The following is a 13,730-nucleotide window of genomic DNA, read 5'->3' on the forward strand; positions in this document are numbered from 1 at the left end:
AACCTGGTCACGAGAGTTGGAACCAGTCCGACCGTCGCCGGCGCGGGAGCGATCCGGACGTGGCTCGCCCGGACGGTGAGCCGACCGCGGCTCCGGACTCCGGCTCCCGCCGCCGGCGGCCGGGTCAGCGGCGGGTCTCAATTCGCAGGTCGCCCGTGGTCACCCGGCGGATGGGCTCGCTCGCCAGCAGCTCGTGCGGCTGGCCGAGGGCGATCGCGCCCGCCGCGTCGAGCCGGGCCAGCTGGGCGTCCGTCAGCTCGACTGCCAGGGCGCCCAGGTTGTCCTCCAATTGGGCGGGGGTGCGGGCGCCGAGCAGCGTGCTCGTCACGCCCGGCTTCCGCAGTGTCCAGGCCAGCGCCACCTGGGCCGGGGTGTACCCCAGTTCGCCGGCCACCTCCCGGACCACCCCGGCCACGCCGAGGCTGCGTTCGGTGAGGGTGCCCAGGGCGAGGTTATGGCTCCGGCGGGTGCTCCCGTCGGGGCCGGCGCCCGTTGCGCCGACGTCGTCCCGGCCGTACTTGCCGCTGAGCACCCCGCCGCCGAGCGGCGAGTACGGGACCACGCCCAGGCCCAGTTCCCGGGCCATCGGGATCAGGTCGCGCTCCGCGGTGCGCTCGATCAGGCTGTACTCGAGCTGCAGCGCGACCAGCGGCGACCAGCCGCGCAGGTCCGCGATCGCCTGCATCCGGGACACCTGCCAGGCCGGGGTGTTGGAGATCGCCACGTACAGCACCTTGCCCTGCCGGACCAGGTCGTCCAGGCCGCGCAGCACCTCCTCCACCGAGGTCCGGAAGTCCCAGAGGTGCAGGTACAGCAGGTCGAGGTAGTCGGTGCCGAGCCGCCGCAGGCTGCCCTCCACCGAGCCGAACAGCGCCTTGCGGTGCCCGCCCCCGGAGTTCGGGTCGCCGGGGCGGCGCAGAGTCGAGTACTTGGTCGCCAGCACCAGGCGTTCGCGCTCCTCGTGGGCGAACTCGCCCAGCAGGCGCTCGGAGCTGCCGTCGGTGTAGGTGTCGGCGGTGTCGAGGAGGTTGCCGCCGAGCCCGACGTAGCGGTCGAACAGCTTGCGGGCCTCGGCCCGTTCTGCGCCCCACCCCCATTCGGTGCCGAAGGTCGCGGTGCCCAGGGCCAGCGGTGAGACCCGCAGTCCCGAGCGGCCCAGCAGCCGGTAGTCGTCGAGGGCCGGTGCCATCAGGTTCTCCTGTGCTCGCGTGTGTTCGTGTTCCGTTGCCGGGACCGAGTCTGCGGCGGCGGCGGGCCCCGGATAAGGGAGGGACTTTCCTGGGAAGGCCGGTCCCACCCTGGCGGTTGGACCGGCCATGACGACACGAACCGTGGACACCACCGAGGAACTGGCCGCCTTCCTGCGCAGCAGGCGCGAACGGCTGGACCCGGACCGGCTGGGCCTGCCCGCGCACCGGCGGGCCCGGCGGACGCCCGGACTGCGCCGCGAGGAGGTCGCCGAGCTGGCCGGGGTCAGCACCGACTACGTGGTCCGGCTGGAGCAGGGCCGGGGGCTCCGGCCCTCCGCGGAGGTGCTGACGGCGCTGGCCCGGGCCCTGCGGCTGGCACCCGGCGAACGCGACTACCTCTTCGACCTGGCCCGACGGCGCCGCCCCGGCGGCACCCGCGGCGGGGCAGCCACCGGTCCGGCGCCGTCGCTGGCCCACCTGGTCGACGAACTCTCCCCGCTGCCCGCCGCGCTGCTCGACCACCGCTACGACCTGCTGGCCTGGAACCCCGAAATGGCCCGGCTGCTCCCGGAGTTCGACGCCGTTCCGCCGGAGCGGCGGAACGCGATGTGGCTCTGCCTGCTGCACCCGCCGATGCGCGGCTTCTACGCCGACCGCGAGGGGGTGCTGCGGGATGGCGTCGCCCATCTGCGCGCGGCCTGGGCCGCCCACCCGGAGGACCGGGCGCTGGCCGGGCTGATCGCCGAATTCACCGCGCAGGACGAGGACTTCGCCCGGCTCTGGGCCGAGCGGGAGGTCCGCGTCAACGGCCGCGGCCGCAAGCTGCTGCGGCACCCGGCCGTCGGGACGATCGCCGTCGACTTCGAGGTCCTGCTCCCGCTGGAGGACCCGGAGCTGCGGCTTCTGGTCTACCGCGCCGCGGACGACGAGAGCCGCGCGGCTCTGCACCGGCTGTGCGGCGGTGACGGGTGCCAAGAACGCTGACAGCTCACATCCAGGCTCAGTCGGCTTGCGGTTTCCGCAGCGTCAACTTCTACGGTCGTAGTGGGGCCGGAAGGGCCGGCCCCGGTGATGGGAGGCGGAGCGATGGCGTGGTCGATCGCGGACGTGGCCCGGATGTCCGGGGTGACATCCCGGACGCTGCGGCACTACGACGAGACCGGACTGCTGCCGCCCGCGTGGATCGGGAACAACGGGCACCGCTACTACGAGGAGGCCGATCTGCTGCGGCTGCAGCAGATCCTGGTGATGCGGGAGCTGGGCGTGGGACTGCGGGAGATCCGGGCGGTCCTGGACAGCCGGGCCGACCGGGTGGCCGTGCTCCGCGAGCACCACCGCAGGCTGCTGGAGGAGCGGGACCGGCTGGAGACGCTGGCCCGCACGGTCGGCCGCACCATCGCCGAACTGGAGGAAGGGAAGGACGGCAAGGGCATGACGGAGATCAGCAGTCCGGAGAACCTCTTCGAGGGTTTCGACTGGTCGAGCCGCTCGGACGAGGTGCGCGAGCGGTGGCCGGAGCACTGGGAGCAGTCCCGGCGGGCCGTCGAGGCGATGACCGCCTCGGACACGGAGCAGTGGCAGCGGGAGGTGACGGCACAGATGATCCGCTTCGCGGAGTTCATGGCGGCCGGTACGCCGGTCGACGATCCTGCGGTGCAGGCGGAGGTGGACGCGCATTACCGGGGGGTGTGCCGGTTCTGGACGCCGGATGCGGAGGCGTACAAGGGGCTGGGGCAGCACTATGTCGACGATCCGGAGTTCCGGGCGAACTACGACAGGGTTGCGGAGGGGTTGGCGGGTTATCAGCGGGATGCGATGGTTGTTTATGCGGATGTGAGGTTGGGGTGACGGGGGGCTCTCCCCGCCCTGATCCTCCCCCAGAGGGGGTGCCCCCACGCAGGGGCGGCGCCCCTGCGGGACCCTGCTGGCGCTGTCCTCAGGCGCCGGACAGGCTGGGTGTTGCCCCTCCCCGCCCTTTCACCGTTTCTTCCGGGGAGACCCCGGACCCCGTCCGCCCTTCGGGCGGAGTCCTCAAGCGCCGGACGGGCTGAATATCAGCCCGTCCGGCGCTTGAGGACGAGCGGCGAAGCCGCGACAACGGGGGCCAGGGGCGAAGCCCCGGAAGCAGGGGCGCAGCCCCCGGAGAAACGGTGAAAGGGCGGGTCCGGGGCGAAAACCCAGCCCGCCCGGCGCCCGGTCACGCCACCGCCGCAGCCCCCGGCGGAGCCATCCGCCGCCGGCCCCACGCCCCCAACGGCTCCAGCGCCGCGTCCAGTTCGCGGCCCTCCTCCGTCAGGGTGTACTCGACCTTCGGTGGCACGGTCTCGTGCACCTCGCGGTGGACGATGCCGTCCGTCTCCAACTCGCGCAGCTGCTGCGCCAGGACCTTCTCGCTGATGCCGGGAAGGGCCCGGCGCAGTTCGCCGAAGCGGCGCGGCAGGTCCCTGATCTCCCAGAGGATGAGGACTTTCCATTTGCCCTCGATGACGTGCATGGCCGCGTCGATCGGGCAGTGGTACGGCAGTTGTTTGCTCATGATCCCATCAGAAGATGTCGGGGCACCAGGGGCGGCGGGAGGTCCGCAGCAGGGCGTCCGCGCGGGCGGCGGCGCCGGGGCGGTCCTCCGTGACGCGGCCGACCGCGGCGAGGCGGACGGCGGACTCGTCGCCGAGCATAAGGCAGCCCAATTCGCCTGCGGTGAGGGAGAGTTCCGCGGGACGGTCGGTCGGGGTGCAGCTCGCGCCGTCCTCCGCGGCGTCCAGGAGCCAGCGCCCGGCCGCGTACCCGTCCGGGTCGGCGACGTCGACGACGAGCGAGCCGGGGGCGGCGTACGTCCGCGCCTCCAGCAGCGCCGGGACGTCCAGCGGGCGCAGCCACACGGAGTCGGCCTGGGTGGTGATGCGGGCGGCCCGCGGGTCGGGCAGCAGCAGCGGGAGGATGTCGTCCGGGGCGCGCGGGCCGGTCTTGACCGTCATGACCCAGTCGGCCGTCAACAGGAAGTGCCACAGGGCGCGTTCCGCGGCCGGGGTGGCGGCGACGAGGTCGCGCACGGATGCCGTGTTCTGCGGGCGCTTGGCGACCCAGGTCTCGTCGACGGTGTAGGTGAGGAGTCCGTCGACGCTGCCGTCGGGCGAGCGGTAGAGGACCTGGAAGGGCTCGGTCCAGTCGGTCCGGGGGAGGTCGCCGGTGGCGAAGCGCCACCATCGCTCGTCACGGTCGACGACGCCGTGCCGGGTGGCGCGCACCCGCTCGTGCAGGGCGGGGGCCAGCTCGCGCACGGCCGCGCCGTCCACGAAGTCCAGGCGGCCGCCGCACTCCGGGGCGGAGCGGCGGCGGTCCAGGCCGGTCCGGGCGGTGTCCACCTCCCAACTGGCGACCGATACGGCGGGGCCGAAGCCGAACCGGCCGTAGATCGGGTACTCCGCGGCGGTCAGCGTCGCGGCGGCGTCCCCGCGCTCCTTGGCGGCCCGCAGGTCCGTCTCCATCATCCGGCTGAGCAGACCGCGCCGGCGGTGCGTCGCCGAGACGGTCACATTGGTCACCGCGCTCACCGGGACCGCCGTGCCCCCGGGCAGCGTGAGCCGCTGGGCGAAGCTGCGGAAGGTGCCCACGCAGCGCCCCGCGTCGAAGGCGCCCTGCGTACGGGAGAAGTCGGTGCTCTCCCGGCGGGCCTCGACCTCCTCCTTGGTGGCGGGGGCGGAGACGAGGAAGCCGGTGTGCACGCCGAGGAGCCAGTCCGCGAGTTCGGTCTCTTCGATGGTCCGTATGACGGTGTCGGTGCCGGTGCCGGTGCTCATGGGCGCACGCTAGGAGACGGGGGCGGGCGGACGCACCTGCATTTCTCCCCGGTGGAGCCCGGGAGCGGGCCCGGGAGAGGGCTCAGGAGAGGAGGTCGTCCACCTGCGCCTCTCCGTCCCGGTACCTGCGGGCGATCTCGGCGCCGCAGTCGTCCGCCGTCCGCTGGAGCTGCCGGCGGCGCCCGGAGACGTGCCGCTCGTACGTGCCGAGGCGCAGCCTGGCGGCGCGCAGCTCGCCGTCCGTGCGGGCGGTCAGGTCGGACAGGGCGATCTCGCCGAGCATGTCCTCGGCCAGCCGCCGGTACTCCTCGGCGTGCGGCATGCCCAGCGTCACATGGCGGGCGGAGGAGCGGTGTGCGGACGGGCCGTCGGCGAGGATCTCCGACAGCCGGTCCACCAGGGGCTCCGCGTCCTCGGCGGCCTCGCCCGCCCGGTGGGCCAGCTCGGCGCGGAGGATGTCGATGCGCCCCTGCAGCAGCCGCCGCACATAGCTGAGGTCGGCCTCCTCCTGCCGGGCCTCCCGGCGCAGCGCCCGCAGCTCCGTGAGGCGGAGCTCGCCGAGGCGGCGTACCGGTACGTCCGCGAGCCGGCCCGAGCGCTGGCTCGGCGGCCTCGCGTTCAGACTGTCCACGGCGTCCCTGAGGGTCTTGAGGTGGTCCTCGGTGGTGAGGTGGCCTTCGGCGGGTGTGGTCATGCGGCTCCGTCCCCTCGCGCGCCGGGTGTGCGAACGCGTCGCCCGCACGTCGCCTGCACGGCATGCACGCATCGTGCCACTGCCCACGGCCCGGCCGCAGGCCGTCTCCGCCCGAACGGCCCCGAACGGGCGGCGTGCATGATGGACGGCATGCGTGCTGTGGTGCAGAGAGTGAACGGGGCTTCGGTCGTGGTCGACGGCCGGACGGTCGGCGAGATCGTCGGCGAGGGGCTGTGCGTGCTGGTCGGGGTGACGCACGACGACACCCCGGAGAAGGCGGCGCAGCTCGCCCGCAAGCTGTGGTCCGTACGGATCCTCGCCGACGAGAAGTCGTGTTCGGACGTGGGGGCGCCGTTGCTCGTGATCTCCCAGTTCACGCTTTACGGTGACGCGCGGAAGGGGCGGCGTCCCACGTGGAACGCGGCGGCTCCGGGGGCGGTGGCGGAGCCGCTCGTCGACGAGGTCGTCGCGGGGCTGCGGGGGTTGGGGGCGCAGGTGGAGACGGGGGTGTTCGGGGCGGACATGAAGGTGTCGCTGGTGAATGACGGGCCGTTCACGGTGGTGGTGGAGGTCTGAGGAACCCCACCACCACCCGAACCCACCCCTACGGCGCGACCACGACCTCCTGCGACGCCGCCGTCCCCTCGCCCACGAGAAGCGGCGCATCCACCGGAACGTTCCGCTTGACCAGCGCCAGCGCGATCGGGCCCAGTTCGTGATGGCGCGCGGACGTCGTCACGAAGCCCAGCTGCCGGCCCTCGGGGCCGTCCGACGCCAGGCGGACCGGTGCGCCGTGTCCGGGCAGGCGCACCTCGCTGCCGTCGAGGTGGAGGAAGACCAGCCGCCGCGGCGGCTTGCCCAGGTTCTGGACGCGGGCGACGGTCTCCTGGCCCCGGTAGCAGCCCTTCTGCAGATGGACCGCGGTGCCGATCAGGCCCACCTCGTGGGGGATCGTCCGGTGGTCGGTCTCCAGGCCCAGCCGCGGCCGGTGCGCCTCGACGCGCAGCGCCTCGTAGGCGAGGACGCCCGCCGCGGGGGCGTGCGAGGCCGCGAAGGACTCCAGCTGCTCGCGGGGGAGGAAGAGGTCGCGCCCGTAGGACGTCTCGCGGACGACGACGCCGTCGGGGACGGCGGCGATCGAGCCGGCCGGCAGGTGGACGACGGCGAACTCGTCCGTCCGGTCGGCCACTTCCACCCGGTAGAAGAACTTCATGCTCTCCAGATAGGCGGCCAGCTCGCCCTGCGTGCCCGGCTCGACGTGCACCCAGACCGTCTCCCCGTCGTCGACGAGGTAGAGCGCGTGCTCGATGTGGCCGTTCCCGGTGAGCACCAGCGCCTCCGTGGCCTGCCCGGGCGGCAGTTCGGTGACGTGCTGGGTGATCAGCAGGTGCAGCCAGCCCAGCCGCTCGGGGCCGGTGACGGTGATCACCCCGCGGTGGGAGAGGTCGACGAAGCCGGCACCGTCGGCGAGGGCGCGCTGTTCGCGGAACAGGTCGCCGTAGTGCGCGGCGACGCCCTCGTCCGGGCCCTCGGCGGCGACGGCGCCGGGCAGCGACAGCAGAGGGCTCTTCGATTGACGCAGCATGCGCCCAGCCTACGACCCGGCGGAGGCGTCCCCGGAGTCCCCGGCGTCCCTGGAGTCCCCGGCCTCCCCCGGCTCGCGGGAGGAGCAGGAGGCGCACCGGCCGAAGATCGCGAAGTGCTTCATATCGGTCTCGAAGCCGAATTCCGCGCGGAGCCGGGCGGTGAAGTCGTCGGCCACCGGCAACTCCGCCTCGATCACCCCGGTGCAGTCCCGGCACACCAGGTGTATGTGGTCGTGCCGGTCCGCGAGGTGGTAGGTGGGGGCGCCGTGCCCGAGGTGGGCGTGGCTGACCAGGCCCAGCTCCTCCAGCAGCTCCAGCGTCCGGTAGACGGTGGAGATGTTGACCCCGCCGGCGGTCTTCCTGACCTCGGTGAGGATGTCGTCCGGCGTCGCGTGCTCCAGCCGGTCCACCGCCTCCAGTACGAGCTGGCGCTGCGGGGTCAGCCGGTAGCCGCGTCTGCGGAGATCGCTCTGCCAGTCGGTGTCCACCACGTCACCAGTGTAGGTGCGGGCGCGGATCCGGTCAGGACGCGCGGATTCCCTTCAGGTAGCGGGCCAGGGCCGCGATCGCGTCGGGGTTGCGCGGGCTCTCGACGAGGTCGACGTAGTCCAGGACGAAGATCCGCTTGTTCTTGACCGCGGGGACGTCCTTCAGCGGCGGGTAGGAGAGCAGGAACTCCTTCTTCTGCTCGGCGGTCACCGCCCCGTAGTTGTTGATCACGATGACGTCGGGCCGGCGGTCCACCACCGTCTCCCAGCTCACCGTCGTCCAGGTGTCCTTGAGGTCGCCCATCACATGGTCGCCGCCGGCCTTGGTGATGATGTCGTGCGGGCCGGCGAACGCGCCCGAGGTGACGGGCTTGTCGCGGCCGTCGTCGTAGAGGAAGACGCTCGGCCGCTTCCCGTCCTTCGGGATGCCCGCCTGCGCGTCCGCGACCTTCTTGCGGAACTCCGCGACGAGCTTCGCCGCCCGGTCCTCCACGTCGAAGACCTTCCCGAGCGTGGTGAGGTCGGTGTACAGCGCCTCCAGCGGCGGCATCACGCCCCGCTCGTTGCCGGTGCCGCTGCGGCAGGACTCGGTGAGGACGTACGAGCCGATGCCCAGCTTCTTCAGCGACGCGGGGGTGAAGTTGTCGCCCTCGCCGAAGCCGTAGTTCCAGCCGGCGAAGACGAGGTCCGCCTTCGCGTCCAGCACCATCTCCTTGTTGATCTGCTTCTTGGAGAGCCACTTGACCTTGTCGTAGCCGTCCTTCCAGGGGACGTCCTGGCGGCCGGCGCGGTAGTCGGGGGCCACATAGCCGGCCATGTGCTTCTCCAGCCCCAGCGCGAACATGATCTCGGCGATGCCGACGTCGTTGGTGACCACGCGCTGCGGGGCCTTGTCGTACGTCGTCCGCACACCGCAGTTGGAGACGGTGACGGGGTAGTGGCCGGACGACGCCGATGTGTCCTCGGCGGACTCGTCGACCTTCGCGCCGCACCCGGCCAGGGCGGCAACGGTGAGCACTGCTACGGCGGTTCGGGCGGTTCGCATCACAGGGGCCATCACGGGGGTCATCGCGGAGGTCATCACGGAGGTCCTCATCGGGGAAGGCGGTCGAAGAGCAGCTGCGGGACGCCGGTCTCCGGGTGGGGTACCCGGTGCGCCCGTACGCCGAAGACGTCGGCCAGCAGCCCGGTGGTGAGCACCTCGCCGGGCGGGCCGGAGGCGACGAGGCGGCCGCCGGAGACGACGTGCAGGACGTCGCAGTGGGTCGCGGCCAGGTTGAGGTCGTGCAGCGCGGCCAGCACGGTGAGCCCGGACTCCCGTACCAGCGCGAGGACTTCGAGCTGCTGGCTGATGTCCAGGTGGTTGGTCGGCTCGTCCAGCACCAGCACCTTCGGCCGCTGGGCCAGGGCGCGGGCGATCAGCACGCGCTGCTTCTCGCCGCCGGAGAGGGTGAGGAAGCCGCGCTCGGCGAGGTGCCCGGCGCCGACGCGCTCCAGGGCGGAGGCGCAGACCTCCCGGTCCTCGGCGCTCGTCCGCCCCGCCGCCCGCTGGTGCGGCAGCCGGCCCATGGCGACGATCTCCGCGACGGTGAAGTCGAATTCGCTGCCCGACTCCTGCGGCAGGGCCGCCAGCCGCCGTGCCCCCTCGCGGGTGTCGAGGGCGTGCAGGTCGTCGCCGTCCAGCAGCACCCGCCCGTGGGTGGGCCGCAGCGCGCGGTAGACGCACCGGAGCAGGCTGGACTTGCCGCTGCCGTTGGGCCCGACGATCCCGACGAACTCGCCGCTGCCGACGCGCAGTCCGACGTCCCGGACCAGCCGGGCGCCGGCGACCTCGACGGACAGGTCCTCGATGTCGACGCGCATCAGGCACCCCCGAAGACATAGCCGCGGCGCCGCATCAGCAGGACGAAGCAGGGCACCCCGATGACCGAGGTGATCACCCCGACGGGCAGCTCGATGGGGGCCAGCAGCAGCCGTGAGACGACGTCCACCCACACCAGCAGCACCGCGCCCAGCAGCGGCGCGACGGCCAGCACCCGGCGGTGGTCGGCGCCGACCAGCATCCGGGTGGCGTGCGGGACCATCAGCCCGACGAACCCGATGGCGCCGCTGACCGCGACCACCGCCCCGGTGACGGCCGCGACCACGACGAACAGCACCCGGCGGCGCCGCTCGGGGTCCACGCCCAGCGCGGAGGACGTCTCGTCGCCCATGGCCAGGACGTTGAGCCCGCGGGCCGACCAGAAGAGGTAGCCGAGCCCGAGGAGGACGGCCGCGGCGGCCAGCGGGACGGACTGCCAGCTCGCCCCGCCGAGGCTGCCCAGCAGCCACATCATCGCGGAGCGGGCGGCGTCGCCCCGGTCCGCGCTGAAGACCATCAGCGCGGTGATCGCGGAGAAGCCGTAGTACATGGCCGTGCCGGTGAGCACCAGCCGCAGCGGCGTCAGCCCGTGTCCGGTGCGGGCCGCGGCGTACACCAGGGCCATCGAGGCCAGCGCCGAGAGGAACGCGGCGCTGGACAGCGCCCAGACGCCGAGCGAACCGAGCGCGCCGAAGAGCAGCACCGTGTTGGCGCCGACGGCGGCGCCGGAGGAGATGCCGAGGACGAACGGGTCGGCGAGCGCGTTGCGCACCAGCGCCTGGGTGGCCACGCCGACGGCGGAGAGCCCGGCGCCGACCACGGCGGCCAGCAGGGCGCGCGGGAAACGGAGTTCCCAGACGATGGTGTAGGCGGAGACCTCGTCCGCCCCGATCGCGCCGCCGGTCAGCCCCGCGCGCAGATAGCGCAGGACGTCGCCCCAGCCGATGCCGGAGGAGCCGAGCCCCACGCAGCAGAACAGCGAGACCAGCAGGGCGATGCCCAGCCCGGTCACCAGGGGCGGCAGCGGCAGCCGCCGGGACGCGGCCGTCGTCGGTTTCACGGGGTGCTTCGCCTTCGCCTCGGGCCATGGCCTGGGCGGTGTGCGGCGTACGCACCGAGGAGCGCCCCGCGCCGCGAGAGCGCGGGGGCCTCCCCTCGCAGTCCACGGCGAGTTGTCAGGAGCCTGCGCCGCCGCGGGTGATCGGGCTCGCGAAGCGGATCGGATGCTTCGCCTACCGTTGCGGGTCAGCGCCGGACTTTCACCGGACTTCCCCCGCGGGGCGCTGTTCGGGCGGCCGTGGTTACGGCTGCTCGGGGTTGTACGGGGTGCCGTCCTGGCGGAAGAAGGAGACGCCGTCCGGCAGGTCGTCCGGCAGGTTCCGGGCCCACTCCTCCAGGGCGGCGACATCGGCCGTCTTCTTCAGCTGCGCCGACATGTAGGGGCGGAGCGGCACCTCGGGGGTGGCCTTCTCGCCGACCCACATCAGGTCGCCCTTGACGTAGCCGTAGAGGCGCTTGCCGCCGGAGTACGGGCCGGAGGCGGCGGTCCGCGCGACCGCGTCCGTCACGATGTCGATCTGCGGCTTCTTGTCGGCCAGCTCGCCGTACCAGACCTCGACGATGCCCTGGTCGCGGATCATGACGACCTCGACCTGGCGGTTCTTGTCGATCCGCCAGTAGCCGCTCTCGGTCTCCAGCGGGCGCACCTTGTTGCCCTCGGAGTCGAGCACCCAGCTGTGCGACGTGTACTCCAGGAAGTCCCGGCCGTCGTGGGTGAAGGTGACCTCCTGGCCGAAGTTGCACTTCTCGGAGCCGGGGAAGTCGGCGACGCCCGCGCCCTCCCACTTGCCGAGGAGGAAGACGAGGGGGACCAGGTCCCGGTGCAGGTCGGAGGGAATCTCGATCATGAGCTCAGACGATCTGTAGGGGGGTGAACAAGGAGGTCAGCGCTGGCCCTGGTACAGCTTCTTCCAGGTCAGCCCGGCGAACGCGAGAACGCCGACGGCGACCAGGACCAGCAGGGCGGTGAAGAAAGCCTCAAGCACGAGCGCGCTCCTCGGTCGGAGTGAGGGTGTTTACGGACCGGGTCGAGTCTAGTCGGAGGGGCGGCCGGGGGCTCTGTGAGGTCCGTCCCGGCCCCTCTAGGGTGGCCCCATGAAGAAGAAGCTCGTGATCAAGGTGACGGCGGGTGCGGACGCGCCCGAGCGGTGCTCGCAGGCGTTCACGGTGGCGGCCGTCGCCGTGGCCAGCGGGGTCGAGGTGTCGCTCTGGCTGACCGGTGAGTCGTCCTGGTTCGCACTGCCGGGGCGCGCGGCGGAGTTCGAGCTGCCGCACGCGGCGCCGCTGCCCGAGCTGATCGACGGGATCCGGGCCGGCGGCGGGATGATCACGGTCTGCACCCAGTGCGCGGCCCGGCGGGGCATCGAGGAGAAGGACCTGATCGAGGGCGCGCGGATCGCCGGCGCGCAGGTCTTCGTCGGCGAGATCATGGCGGACGACGTGCAGGCGCTCGTCTACTGAGCCACTGAGCCACTGAGCCACCGGTCTATCGGTGGTCGCGGTCGTCCAGCTCGTTCCACCAGCGGTCCGACTCGGGGTCCCCGGTCTCGTCCCACCAGCGGTCGTCGGGACCCCGGCGGTTGGCCACGACGGCGGCCACCGGCGGGATGACCATGGCCAGCAGGCACATCCCGATGGCCGCGGGCACCGACCAGAGCCGCACGACGGCCCAGGCCAGGACGAACAGTCCGATGCAGGTGCCCATCATGGCGAAGTACACGTGCCGTCGCCGTGCGTACATATGTCAACGGTACGGCGGCAGGGGCGGCGCGGCGAGGGCCGCGCCCCAGGTGAGGGGCACAGCCCTGGCCCTGTACGAGTCTCAGACGGCGATGGCGACCTCGGACAGGCCGCCCTTCTGCGCCACGACCTTGCGGTCGGCCGTCGCGCCGGGGACGAGCGCGCGGACGGTCCACGTGCCCTCGGCCGCGTAGAAGCGGAACTGCCCGGTCGCGGAGGTCGGGACCTCGGCGGTGAACTCGCCCGTGCTGTCCAGCAGGCGGACGTAACCGGTGACGGGCACCCCGTCACGGGTCACCGAGCCCTGGATGGTCGTCTCACCGCTTCTGGCGGTCGAGGCGTCGGGGCCGCCGGCCTGTGCTCCACACATGATGATCCTTACGGTCGTTCGGTTCGAGGTCAGTTGGCGCCGAGCTCGATCGGCACGCCCACCAGGGAGCCGTACTCGGTCCACGAGCCGTCGTAGTTGCGGACGTTGGCCTGGCCGAGCAGCTCGTGCAGCACGAACCAGGTGTGCGCGGAGCGCTCGCCGATGCGGCAGTAGGCGATGGTGTCCTTCTCGAAGTCCAGCCCGGCGTCCGCGTAGAGGGCGCGCAGCTCGTCGTCCGACTTGAACGAGCCGTCGTCGTTGGCCGTCTTCGACCAGGTGACGTTGCGGGCGCTGGGGATGTGGCCCGGGCGCTGCGACTGCTCCTGCGGCAGGTGCGCGGGGGCGAGCAGCTTGCCGCTGAACTCGTCGGGGGAGCGGACGTCGATCAGGTTGAGCTCGCCGATGGCCGCGAGCACGTCGTCGCGGAAGGCGCGGATCGAGGTGTCCTGCGGCTTGGCCTTGTACTCGGTGCGCGGGCGCTGCGGCACCTCGGCGACCAGGTCGCGGGAGTCGAGCTCCCACTTCTTGCGGCCGCCGTCCAGCAGGCGGACGTCGGCGTGGCCGTAGAGCTTGAAGTACCAGTAGGCGTACGCGGCGAACCAGTTGTTGTTGCCGCCGTAGAGGACGACGGTGTCGTCGTTGGCGATGCCCTTCTCGGACAGCAGCTTCTCGAAGCCCGCCTGGTCCACGAAGTCCCGGCGGACCGGGTCCTGGAGGTCGGTCTTCCAGTCGATCCGGATGGCCGACTTGATGTGGTTCTTGTCGTACGCGGAGGTGTCCTCGTCGACCTCGACGATGACGGTCCTCGCGTCTCCCGCGTCGATGCGGGCCTGGACCCAGTCGGCGTCCACCAGGACGTCACTGCGGCTCATATGGTGTCTCCTCCGGGGCAGATGGGGGTCCCTCCCATGCCCGTCCAGGGCAATGGGGGAGGTGGTGCGCCGC

At 72.3% G+C, this 13,730-nt stretch carries 17 protein-coding genes and 1 riboswitch; of the genes, 4 read left to right on the forward strand and 13 right to left on the reverse strand.

What is annotated here, in order from left to right:
- Window positions 1-124: 124 nt before the first annotated feature.
- On the reverse strand, window positions 125-1,189 hold the full coding sequence (locus AB8735_RS21440; protein WP_372408814.1) for an aldo/keto reductase: 1,065 nt from the start codon (window positions 1,187-1,189) through the stop codon (window positions 125-127).
- Between the two features lie 127 nt (window positions 1,190-1,316).
- On the opposite strand from AB8735_RS21440, the gene AB8735_RS21445 reads away from it, so the two are divergent.
- The gene (locus tag AB8735_RS21445) at window positions 1,317-2,174 is read left to right on the forward strand and encodes a helix-turn-helix domain-containing protein (protein ID WP_372408815.1); all 858 of its coding nucleotides are present in this window, start codon (window positions 1,317-1,319) and stop codon (window positions 2,172-2,174) included.
- Between the two features lie 102 nt (window positions 2,175-2,276).
- The gene (locus AB8735_RS21450) at window positions 2,277-3,038 is read left to right on the forward strand and encodes a MerR family transcriptional regulator (protein WP_372408816.1); all 762 of its coding nucleotides are present in this window, start codon (window positions 2,277-2,279) and stop codon (window positions 3,036-3,038) included.
- 349 nt (window positions 3,039-3,387) lie between these two features.
- Here the strand turns inward: AB8735_RS21450 and AB8735_RS21455 are convergent, their stop codons facing one another.
- The 3 genes from AB8735_RS21455 to AB8735_RS21465 all read right to left on the reverse strand — a co-directional run bounded on the left by AB8735_RS21455 (window position 3,388) and on the right by AB8735_RS21465 (window position 5,681).
- Window positions 3,388-3,726, reverse strand: a complete 339-nt coding sequence (locus AB8735_RS21455; protein ID WP_344026105.1) for a helix-turn-helix domain-containing protein — start codon at window positions 3,724-3,726, stop codon at window positions 3,388-3,390.
- A gap of 7 nt (window positions 3,727-3,733) precedes the next feature.
- Entirely contained in the window at window positions 3,734-4,987 is a 1,254-nt protein-coding gene (locus AB8735_RS21460) for a GNAT family N-acetyltransferase (protein ID WP_372408817.1), read from the reverse strand.
- A gap of 82 nt (window positions 4,988-5,069) precedes the next feature.
- On the reverse strand, window positions 5,070-5,681 hold the full coding sequence (locus AB8735_RS21465) for an AmfC protein (RefSeq protein ID WP_344026101.1): 612 nt from the start codon (window positions 5,679-5,681) through the stop codon (window positions 5,070-5,072).
- 150 nt (window positions 5,682-5,831) lie between these two features.
- Between AB8735_RS21465 and dtd the strand changes: the two genes are divergently transcribed.
- A complete protein-coding gene (gene dtd, locus AB8735_RS21470; protein WP_372408818.1) occupies window positions 5,832-6,257 on the forward strand; it encodes a D-aminoacyl-tRNA deacylase in 426 nt (141 codons plus the stop codon).
- Window positions 6,258-6,285: 28 nt separating this feature from the next.
- Here the strand turns inward: dtd and AB8735_RS21475 are convergent, their stop codons facing one another.
- From AB8735_RS21475 to AB8735_RS21500, 6 genes are all read right to left on the reverse strand, one after another.
- A complete protein-coding gene (locus AB8735_RS21475) occupies window positions 6,286-7,266 on the reverse strand; it encodes a folate-binding protein (RefSeq protein WP_344026096.1) in 981 nt (326 codons plus the stop codon).
- A gap of 9 nt (window positions 7,267-7,275) precedes the next feature.
- Complete coding sequence (locus tag AB8735_RS21480; RefSeq protein WP_372408819.1) at window positions 7,276-7,758, reverse strand: Fur family transcriptional regulator; 483 nt, start codon at window positions 7,756-7,758, stop codon at window positions 7,276-7,278.
- 31 nt (window positions 7,759-7,789) lie between these two features.
- A complete protein-coding gene (locus AB8735_RS21485) occupies window positions 7,790-8,812 on the reverse strand; it encodes an ABC transporter substrate-binding protein (protein WP_372411886.1) in 1,023 nt (340 codons plus the stop codon).
- Window positions 8,813-8,847: 35 nt separating this feature from the next.
- Window positions 8,848-9,618: an ABC transporter ATP-binding protein gene (locus AB8735_RS21490; RefSeq protein WP_372408820.1), complete on the reverse strand. Its 771-nt coding sequence runs from the start codon at window positions 9,616-9,618 to the stop codon at window positions 8,848-8,850.
- The gene (locus AB8735_RS21495; protein ID WP_372408821.1) at window positions 9,618-10,676 is read right to left on the reverse strand and encodes a FecCD family ABC transporter permease; all 1,059 of its coding nucleotides are present in this window, start codon (window positions 10,674-10,676) and stop codon (window positions 9,618-9,620) included. The genes AB8735_RS21490 and AB8735_RS21495 overlap by 1 nt, the downstream gene beginning before the upstream one ends.
- A 135-nt stretch (window positions 10,677-10,811) precedes the next feature.
- Window positions 10,812-10,890: riboswitch (cobalamin riboswitch) on the reverse strand.
- 27 nt (window positions 10,891-10,917) lie between these two features.
- The gene (locus AB8735_RS21500) at window positions 10,918-11,523 is read right to left on the reverse strand and encodes a heme-binding beta-barrel domain-containing protein (protein WP_372408822.1); all 606 of its coding nucleotides are present in this window, start codon (window positions 11,521-11,523) and stop codon (window positions 10,918-10,920) included.
- A gap of 247 nt (window positions 11,524-11,770) precedes the next feature.
- On the opposite strand from AB8735_RS21500, the gene AB8735_RS21505 reads away from it, so the two are divergent.
- The gene (locus AB8735_RS21505) at window positions 11,771-12,136 is read left to right on the forward strand and encodes a DsrE family protein (RefSeq protein WP_344026086.1); all 366 of its coding nucleotides are present in this window, start codon (window positions 11,771-11,773) and stop codon (window positions 12,134-12,136) included.
- Between the two features lie 25 nt (window positions 12,137-12,161).
- Here AB8735_RS21505 and AB8735_RS21510 read toward each other — a convergent pair whose 3' ends face one another.
- From AB8735_RS21510 to AB8735_RS21520, 3 genes are all read right to left on the reverse strand, one after another.
- A complete protein-coding gene (locus tag AB8735_RS21510) occupies window positions 12,162-12,416 on the reverse strand; it encodes a DUF3099 domain-containing protein (protein WP_344026084.1) in 255 nt (84 codons plus the stop codon).
- A gap of 81 nt (window positions 12,417-12,497) precedes the next feature.
- Complete coding sequence (locus AB8735_RS21515) at window positions 12,498-12,785, reverse strand: DUF1416 domain-containing protein (protein ID WP_344026082.1); 288 nt, start codon at window positions 12,783-12,785, stop codon at window positions 12,498-12,500.
- A 29-nt stretch (window positions 12,786-12,814) separates the two neighbouring features.
- The gene (locus tag AB8735_RS21520) at window positions 12,815-13,657 is read right to left on the reverse strand and encodes a sulfurtransferase (protein ID WP_372408823.1); all 843 of its coding nucleotides are present in this window, start codon (window positions 13,655-13,657) and stop codon (window positions 12,815-12,817) included.
- Window positions 13,658-13,730 lie beyond the last annotated feature (73 nt).

Source organism: Streptomyces luteireticuli (genome assembly GCF_041519305.1).
In the GTDB taxonomy this organism is placed as follows: Bacteria; Actinomycetota; Actinomycetes; order Streptomycetales; family Streptomycetaceae; genus Streptomyces; species Streptomyces luteireticuli.